Source organism: Methylobacterium sp. CCH5-D2, from assembly GCF_001556475.1.
In the GTDB taxonomy this organism is placed as follows: domain Bacteria; phylum Pseudomonadota; class Alphaproteobacteria; order Rhizobiales; family Beijerinckiaceae; genus Methylobacterium; species Methylobacterium hispanicum.
On record NZ_LSIX01000169.1, the window covers coordinates 1 to 6715 of the forward strand.

8 protein-coding genes are annotated in these 6715 nt (G+C 73.3%); 4 read left to right on the forward strand and 4 right to left on the reverse strand.

What is annotated here, in order from left to right; translation table 11 throughout:
* Window positions 1-40: 40 nt before the first annotated feature.
* The 3 genes from trxA to AX737_RS04320 are packed head-to-tail and all read left to right on the forward strand — an operon-like array spanning window position 41 to window position 1830.
* A complete protein-coding gene (trxA, locus tag AX737_RS04310; protein WP_066919280.1) occupies window positions 41-904 on the forward strand; it encodes a thioredoxin in 864 nt (287 codons plus the stop codon).
* A 22-nt stretch (window positions 905-926) separates the two neighbouring features.
* On the forward strand, window positions 927-1598 hold the full coding sequence (locus tag AX737_RS04315) for an LON peptidase substrate-binding domain-containing protein (RefSeq protein ID WP_066919270.1): 672 nt from the start codon (window positions 927-929) through the stop codon (window positions 1596-1598).
* Between the two features lie 25 nt (window positions 1599-1623).
* Window positions 1624-1830, forward strand: a complete 207-nt coding sequence (locus AX737_RS04320) for a Trm112 family protein (protein WP_066919271.1) — start codon at window positions 1624-1626, stop codon at window positions 1828-1830.
* Between the two features lie 9 nt (window positions 1831-1839).
* On the opposite strand, the gene AX737_RS04325 is transcribed toward AX737_RS04320, so the two are convergent.
* Window positions 1840-2274 (reverse strand): hypothetical protein, encoded by a 435-nt coding sequence (locus AX737_RS04325; RefSeq protein ID WP_066919273.1) that lies wholly within the window; start codon window positions 2272-2274, stop codon window positions 1840-1842.
* A 546-nt stretch (window positions 2275-2820) separates the two neighbouring features.
* On the opposite strand from AX737_RS04325, the gene AX737_RS04330 reads away from it, so the two are divergent.
* Window positions 2821-3216 (forward strand): hypothetical protein, encoded by a 396-nt coding sequence (locus AX737_RS04330; protein ID WP_066919275.1) that lies wholly within the window; start codon window positions 2821-2823, stop codon window positions 3214-3216.
* 15 nt (window positions 3217-3231) lie between these two features.
* Here AX737_RS04330 and AX737_RS04335 read toward each other — a convergent pair whose 3' ends face one another.
* The 3 genes from AX737_RS04335 to AX737_RS04345 all read right to left on the reverse strand — a co-directional run.
* A complete protein-coding gene (locus AX737_RS04335) occupies window positions 3232-3591 on the reverse strand; it encodes an STAS/SEC14 domain-containing protein (protein WP_066919276.1) in 360 nt (119 codons plus the stop codon).
* Between the two features lie 41 nt (window positions 3592-3632).
* Window positions 3633-5912: a primosomal protein N' gene (locus AX737_RS04340; RefSeq protein WP_066919278.1), complete on the reverse strand. Its 2280-nt coding sequence runs from the start codon at window positions 5910-5912 to the stop codon at window positions 3633-3635.
* Between the two features lie 90 nt (window positions 5913-6002).
* A partial coding sequence (locus tag AX737_RS04345) for an MFS transporter (RefSeq protein WP_197430454.1) occupies window positions 6003-6715 on the reverse strand: 713 nt, incomplete at its 5' end.

Genomic DNA, 6715 nt, shown 5'->3' on the forward strand with positions numbered 1-6715 from the left:
CTTCCCCGCCGGCGACGCGCCGAAGCCCGGCGCGGCCGACCTGATCAAGGACACCACCACCGCCACCTTCCGGCAGGACGTCATCGCCGAGTCGATGAACCGCCCGGTTCTGGTCGATTTCTGGGCGCCCTGGTGCGGTCCCTGCAAGCAGCTCACCCCGGTCCTCGAGAAGGCCGTCACGGCGGCGGGCGGCGCGGTCGTGCTCGTCAAGATGAACATCGACGAGCATCCCTCGATCGCCGGGCAGCTCGGTATCCAGTCCATCCCCGCCGTCATCGCCTTCCAGCGCGGCCAGCCGGTCGACGGCTTCATGGGCGCCGTCCCCGAGAGCCAGGTGAAGGAGTTCATCGCGCGGCTTGCCGGTCCCGCCGGCCCGAGCCCGATCGAGGCGGCCTTGGAGGAGGCCACCCGCCTGATCGCGGAGGGCGACCTCGCGGGCGCCTCCGAGATCTACGCGGCGATCCTCGAGCAGGAGCCCGACAACGTCGCCGCGCTCGCCGGCCTCGCCAAGATCCAGCTCGACGCCGGCGAGCTCGAGAACGCCCGCCAGGTGCTCGCCATGGTGCCGGAGGCCAAGGCCGCCGATCCGGCGCTCGCCGGCATCCGGGCGGCGCTGGAGCTTGCCGAGCAGGCGGCCTCGCTCGGCGACCTCGCCGGGCTCCAGGCCCGGGTCGAGGCGAACCCGGACGATCACCAGGCCCGCTTCGACCTCGCGCTGGGCTTGGCCGCCCGGGGCGACCGCACGTCCGCCGTCGATCACCTGATCGAGATCCGCCGTCGCGACCGCGACTGGAACGAGGACGGCGCGCGCAAGCAGTTGCTGCAGTTCTTCGAGGCCTGGGGCGTGATGGACCCGGACGCGATCCGCGGCCGCCGCAAGCTCTCGACGCTGCTGTTTTCCTGAGGCGGCATCCGAGAGAGGCGCCATGAGCACGCATGCGGGCTACCGGAGCCCGGCCGATTGCCCGGCCGTGATCCCGGTCTTTCCCCTGCCCGGAGCCCTGCTGCTGCCGCGGGGCCAGATGCCGCTCAACATCTTCGAGCCGCGCTACCTCGCGATGGTGGACGACGCGCTCCGGACCGACCGGGTCATCGGCATGATCCAGCCGGATCCGGAAGGGTCGGGCGGCTCGCCGATGAACCCGCGCCTCTACCGGGTCGGTTGCCTCGGGCGGCTGACCCAGTTCGCCGAGACCGGCGACGGGCGCTACCTGATCTCGCTCACCGGGATCAGCCGCTTCCGGATCGAGAGCGAACTCGCCACCGCCAGCGCCTACCGGCGCTGCCAGGTCTCCTACGACGACTTCGCGGTGGACTTCGCGGCGCGGGCGGGCGAGGAGCGGGTCGACCGCGAGGGCGTGCTCAAGGCGCTGCGCGACTTCGTGGAGTCGAACGACCTCAAGGTCGACTGGGCGGGGATCGAGGAGGCGCCGAACGAGGCCCTCGTCAACGCGCTCTGCATGATGAGCCCCTTCGGCGTGCGCGAGAAGCAGGCCATGCTGGAGGCGCAGGACCTGAAGACGCGGGCCGAGATCCTGATCGCGGTCACGCAGATGGAACTGGTGCGCGGATCCGGCCCCGAGCCGACGCTGCAATGACGAGAGAGGTGAGCGAGACGTGAGCATGGCCAACGAGATCACCACCCCTGTCGAGGCGACCCGCGTCGATCCGAAGCTCCTGGAGATCCTGGTCTGCCCGCTGACCAAGCAGACGCTGGAGTACGACGCCGGCCGCCAGGAGCTGATCAGCCGCTCGGCCAAGCTCGCCTACCCGATCCGCGACGGCATCCCGATCATGCTGCCCGAGGAGGCCCGCCCGCTGACCGATTGAGCCCGGCCGTCAGCGGTTCGGGTCGCGCCGGATCTGGTTGATGTTCTCGTTCGAGAGGTCGGCCGAGATGTTGTCGGCGCGCGGCACTCGGCCACCGGCCGGGTAGTGGTAGGTGAAGCGTGGCCGGCCCGGGACCTGCTCTGGCTGACCGGCACGGAGCTTGCGCAGGTAATCCGCCCCGTCCCGATCGGTGAAGGGCTGGCGCGCCTCGCCGCAGCCCTCGCAGACCGAGACCAGCCAGGACTGCCACAGGCCGTCCGTGCGTTGCTGCATCGACTCGGCGCGCTCGCGATGGGCCGAGGCCAGCGTGACGGTGTCGAGATCGCTCTGCTGGGCGGGCTTGGGCAGGCTGCCGAGCCGATCGAGCGCGGCCTTGCCGCCGTCCTGGGCCCGCGCGCCCGCGGTGAGCAGGATCAGGACGGCGAGCGACGATCTCCCGGCCATGGCGTCGTCCTCCGGAGTGGCTTCGCGGTTGCCCGGGGAGAATGGGCCGCCGGTCGATCGGTTGCTGCCCGAGCGGGCGGCCGGTCCGGCGCAAAGGGATTAGGGCAAGGGCCCCGGGGCGGGTTCAGACGCGGTCTGCGTACTGCGCCTCGCCGTTGCCGAACGACCCGTTCGCTGCCCTCACCTCCGCGAGGTTGATGGAGACGTCCTCCGGCCGCAGGCACGCCCGCGCCGGGAGCCGCGCGCGGTCGCGGCCCTGCGCCTCGTCGGCGCGGCCTTCCGCGCGGCTGCGACCGTTTGAACCGGGGCCCGGCCGATTCAGCTCCCATACAGATACACTCGGGCACGTGACGGGTCGGGATCTGAACAAGCCCGACGTCCCGACAGCAAAGCTTGGGCGTTCGCAAGAATTCGGCGTCATATTCTCGCCGTTTCCCAGATCTAACCGGGCGTATCGCCTGAATGACGGACCCGAAGGGTCTCGCAACGAGAAAACGCCGCGCGGCTCGCGCGACGAGCCATACGATTCTGCCTCATGGGGAGCACATGACCTCGACCTTCACCGCCCTCCGCCTCGCTGCCGGCCTCGCCCTCTCGGGCCTCCTGCCGGCCACAGCCGCCCAGGCGGGGGACTACACCGGCACGTGGCGCGTCGAGCTGGTGACCGAGAGCGGGATCTGCGACAGCCGCTACAGCTACGCCGTCTCGATCCAGGAGGGGCAGGTGCGCCTCGCCTCCGCGGCCGAGGCCGGAACCCGGATGAGCGGGCGCGTCGAGGCGGACGGCACGGTGGGGCTCACGGTCTCGAACGGTGGCACCAGCGGTGCCGCCTCGGGGCGCCTCCAGGCCCAGACCGGCGCTGGCACCTGGAAGGTCTCGTCCCTGTGCTCCGGCCGCTGGACGGCGCGGCGCGGCAACACCCGCACCGCCCAGGCCGAGTGATCCCGGCGCGACGGCCTACGCCGTCGCCAGCCAGGCGCGCGCCTCCTCGAGGCGGGCGCGCTCGAACACCCGGATCTGCGCGGGCGAGACGAAATTGAAGGTCTCGGCCAGCGCCTTCAGCCAGGGGGCGTCGGTGACGAGCGCGACGTGGCTGACGCTCTTCATCATCGAGAGGCCGAAGCGCGGGTCCTTGAAGAAGGCCGCGGGCTCCATGCCCTCGAAGGCGCGGATGTCCTCCAAGAGCTTGAGCTTGCCGCCCCGGTCGAGGTCGGCCTTCATCGCGGTCATGGCCGCGTCCATCTCCGCGTCGGTGATCTTCCCGTCGACCACGATCTCGGCGACGTTGGTGTCCGGCTTCTTGGTGTAGCTCAGCACTGATCGGGCTCCTCAGGGGGCCGTTGCGGCGCGCCACTCTCCTACAAAAAGCTCTGCGGGTCGACATCGACCGCCACGCGCACGCTTCCGCGAGGCTTCGGCGCGCGCGCCAGCCAGTCGCGCAGGTAGCTCTGCAGATCGACGTTGCGCTCGGTCTTCACGAGCAGGCGGAAGCGGTAGCGCCCGCGCACCAGGGCGAGCGGCGCCTCGGCGGGGCCGAGCACCATGGCGCCGGGCGGCGGCTCGGCCGTGCGGGCGAGCGCCTGCCCCTGCGCCTCCGCGGCCTCGCGCTCGGCTGCCGAGACGATGAGCGCGGCGAGCCGCCCGAAGGGCGGCAGGCCCGCGGCCTCGCGCGCGGCCACCTCTTCGGCGTAGAAGCGCTCGGCGTCGCCCGAGAGCAGGGCGGCGATCACCGGGTGGGTCGGCTGGTAGGTCTGGACCAGCGCCCGCCCCGGCCGCTCGCCGCGTCCCGCGCGGCCCGTGACCTGCTGCAGCAGCTGGAAGGTGCGCTCGGCCGCCCGCGGATCGCCGGAGGTCAGGCCGATATCGGCGTCGAGCACGCCCACCAGCGTCAGGTGCGGGAAGTTGTGGCCCTTGGCCACGAGCTGCGTGCCCACCACGATGTCGCATTCCCCGGCCGCCACCGCCTCCAGCTCCAGGCGCAGCCGCTCGGCGCCGCCTGGGAAGTCGCTCGACAGCACGATGATGCGCCGGTCGGGGAACAGCTCGGAGACTTCCTCCGCGATGCGCTCGACGCCCGGCCCGCAGGCGGTGAGGTTGTCGAAGGTGCCGCACTCCGTGCAGGCCTGCGGGCGCGGCTCGGCGTAGCCGCACTGGTGGCAGACCAGCGCTTTGCGGAAGCGGTGCTCGACGAGCCAGGTCGAGCAGTTGCGGCAGCGGTAGCGGTGGCCGCAGGCCCGGCACAGCGTCAGCGGTGCGTAGCCGCGACGGTTGAGGAAGAGCAGCGACTGCTCGCCGGCTGCGAGGTTCGCCTTGACGGCGTTGATCAGCGGCGGGCTCAGGAAACGGCCGCGTTCCGGCCCGTCGAGGCGCATGTCGATCGCCCGGATGTCGGGCAGGCGCCGCCCGCCGAAGCGCTCGGGCAGGCGGACGTGGCGGTAGCGCCCGCGCTCGGCGTTGACCCGGCTCTCGATCGAGGGCGTGGCGGAGGCCAGCACCACGGGGCAGCCCTCCAGGCGCCCGCGCACCACCGCCATGTCGCGGGCGTGGTAGTGCACGCCGTCCTCCTGCTTGTAGGCGGATTCGTGCTCCTCATCGACAACGATGAGGCCGAGTTTTCGGAAGGGCAGGAACAGGGCCGAGCGGGCGCCGACCACGACGCGCGCCTCGCCCGCCGCCACGGCCGCCCGCAGGCGCTCGCGCCGCCGCCCGCCGACGCCCGAGTGCCACGCGGCCGGGCGCACCCCGAAGCGGGCGGCGAAGCGGTCGAGGAACTGCGCGGTCAGCGCGATCTCGGGCATCAGGATCAGGGCCTGCCGGCCCGCCCGGACGCAGTGCGCCACGGCCTCGAAATAGACCTCGGTCTTGCCGGAGCCGGTGACGCCTTCGAGGAGGACCGGGCCGGGGGCCGCCGGCTCGGCATGGGCTAGGCTCTCTCCGGACCCGCGTGATGCTCCCTCTCCCGCACGGGAGAGGGAACCCGCGCCCGGTCCGGCAGGGTTCGGGTCCGCCGCCGGGAGAAGCGCTGTGCCCGGTCCGGCGATCAGCGCGATCGCCGCCGCCTCCTGCGCGTCCGAGAGCGGCACCCGCGGGTGGTCCGGGTCGGGCGGGGGCGCCACCGCCTCGGGCTCGACCGCGACGGCCTCCAGCGCGCCGTCGTCGATCAGCCCGTCCACGACGCCGAGCGAGACGCCCGCCGCCTTGGCGAGCGCGCTCTTGCCGTGGAGCGCGCCGTCGGCGGCGGCCTCCAGCACCTTCCGGCGGGCGGGCGTCGCGCGGGCGGGCGTCTTGCCGGAGACGCGCACGCCGACGCGGGCGGTCTCGCGGGCGGCGGCCTCGTCGGGTAGGCGCAGCACCATGGCGAGCGCCGAGCCCTTCGGGGCGAGCGTGTAGCGGGCGATCCAATCGACCAGCTTGCGCAGCGGCTCGGAGAGGGGCGGGGCATCGACCCGGCCCGTCACCGGGCGCAGGTTCGAGCCGCCGGCCGTGTGCGCCAGCCCCCAGACCACGCCGACCGTCTCGCGCGGCCCGAGCGGCACCTGCACCACGTCGCCCTCCGCGAGGCGCAGACCCTCGGGCACGACGTAGCTGTAGGCCGTGTCGAGGGCGAGGGGGATCAGGATCTCGGCGACGTCGGTCATGGAATCCGGGTTCGCGGGGTTTTCCGAGCCCCGTTCCGGGTCCGTACCATAGGGCGCGGGAAAATGCGGCGCCCGGTGTCGCCGCAACGCTCAGCGCCGCCGCAACGTGCGGGCGAGCGGGATCGCCGCGAGGCTCAAGCCCGCCATCGCCCAGAAGGCCCGCGTCCCGAACGCGGCGTAGAGCGGGCCGGAGGCCAGCGTCACCAGGGCGCCGGCGAGGCCCAGGCCGACGCTGCCGTAGAGCGTGAGCGCGGTGGCGCGCAGGCGGACCGGCACCCTCTCCGCGATGAGCCCGAGGCAGGCGAGGTGCAGGAGCGCGAAGCTGAGGCCGTGCAGGGCCTGTGCGCCGACGAGCCAGGGCAGGGCGACGGTCTGCGCCGCGATCGCCCAGCGCAGCGCGCCGGCGGCGGCGGCCAGAGCGAGACCGCCCGCGAGGCCGGTCCGCTCGAGGAGGGGCTGGCCGAGAACCAGGAAGACCAGAACCTCGGCGGCCACGGCCTCGGCCCAGAGCAGCCCCGCCATCCCCGCCCCGATCCCGGAGGTGCGCCAGAGGATCATCGCGAAGGCCTCGTGCAGGCCGTGCGCGCCGATCACCAGGGCGGCGATCAGGAGCGTCCGGCGGAAGGGCCCCGGGCGCAGAAGGGCGCCGAGGCTCGGTTCCGGCCCGGGGCCCGGTCCCGTGCCGGCTCCCGGACCGGCCGACCCGCCGGCCTCGGCGCGACCGTCCGGCAGGCGCCCGGCGAGGCCGCCCGCGGCGACGAACAGCGCGGCACCGGCCAGGATCGCCGCCGACAGGCCGCGGG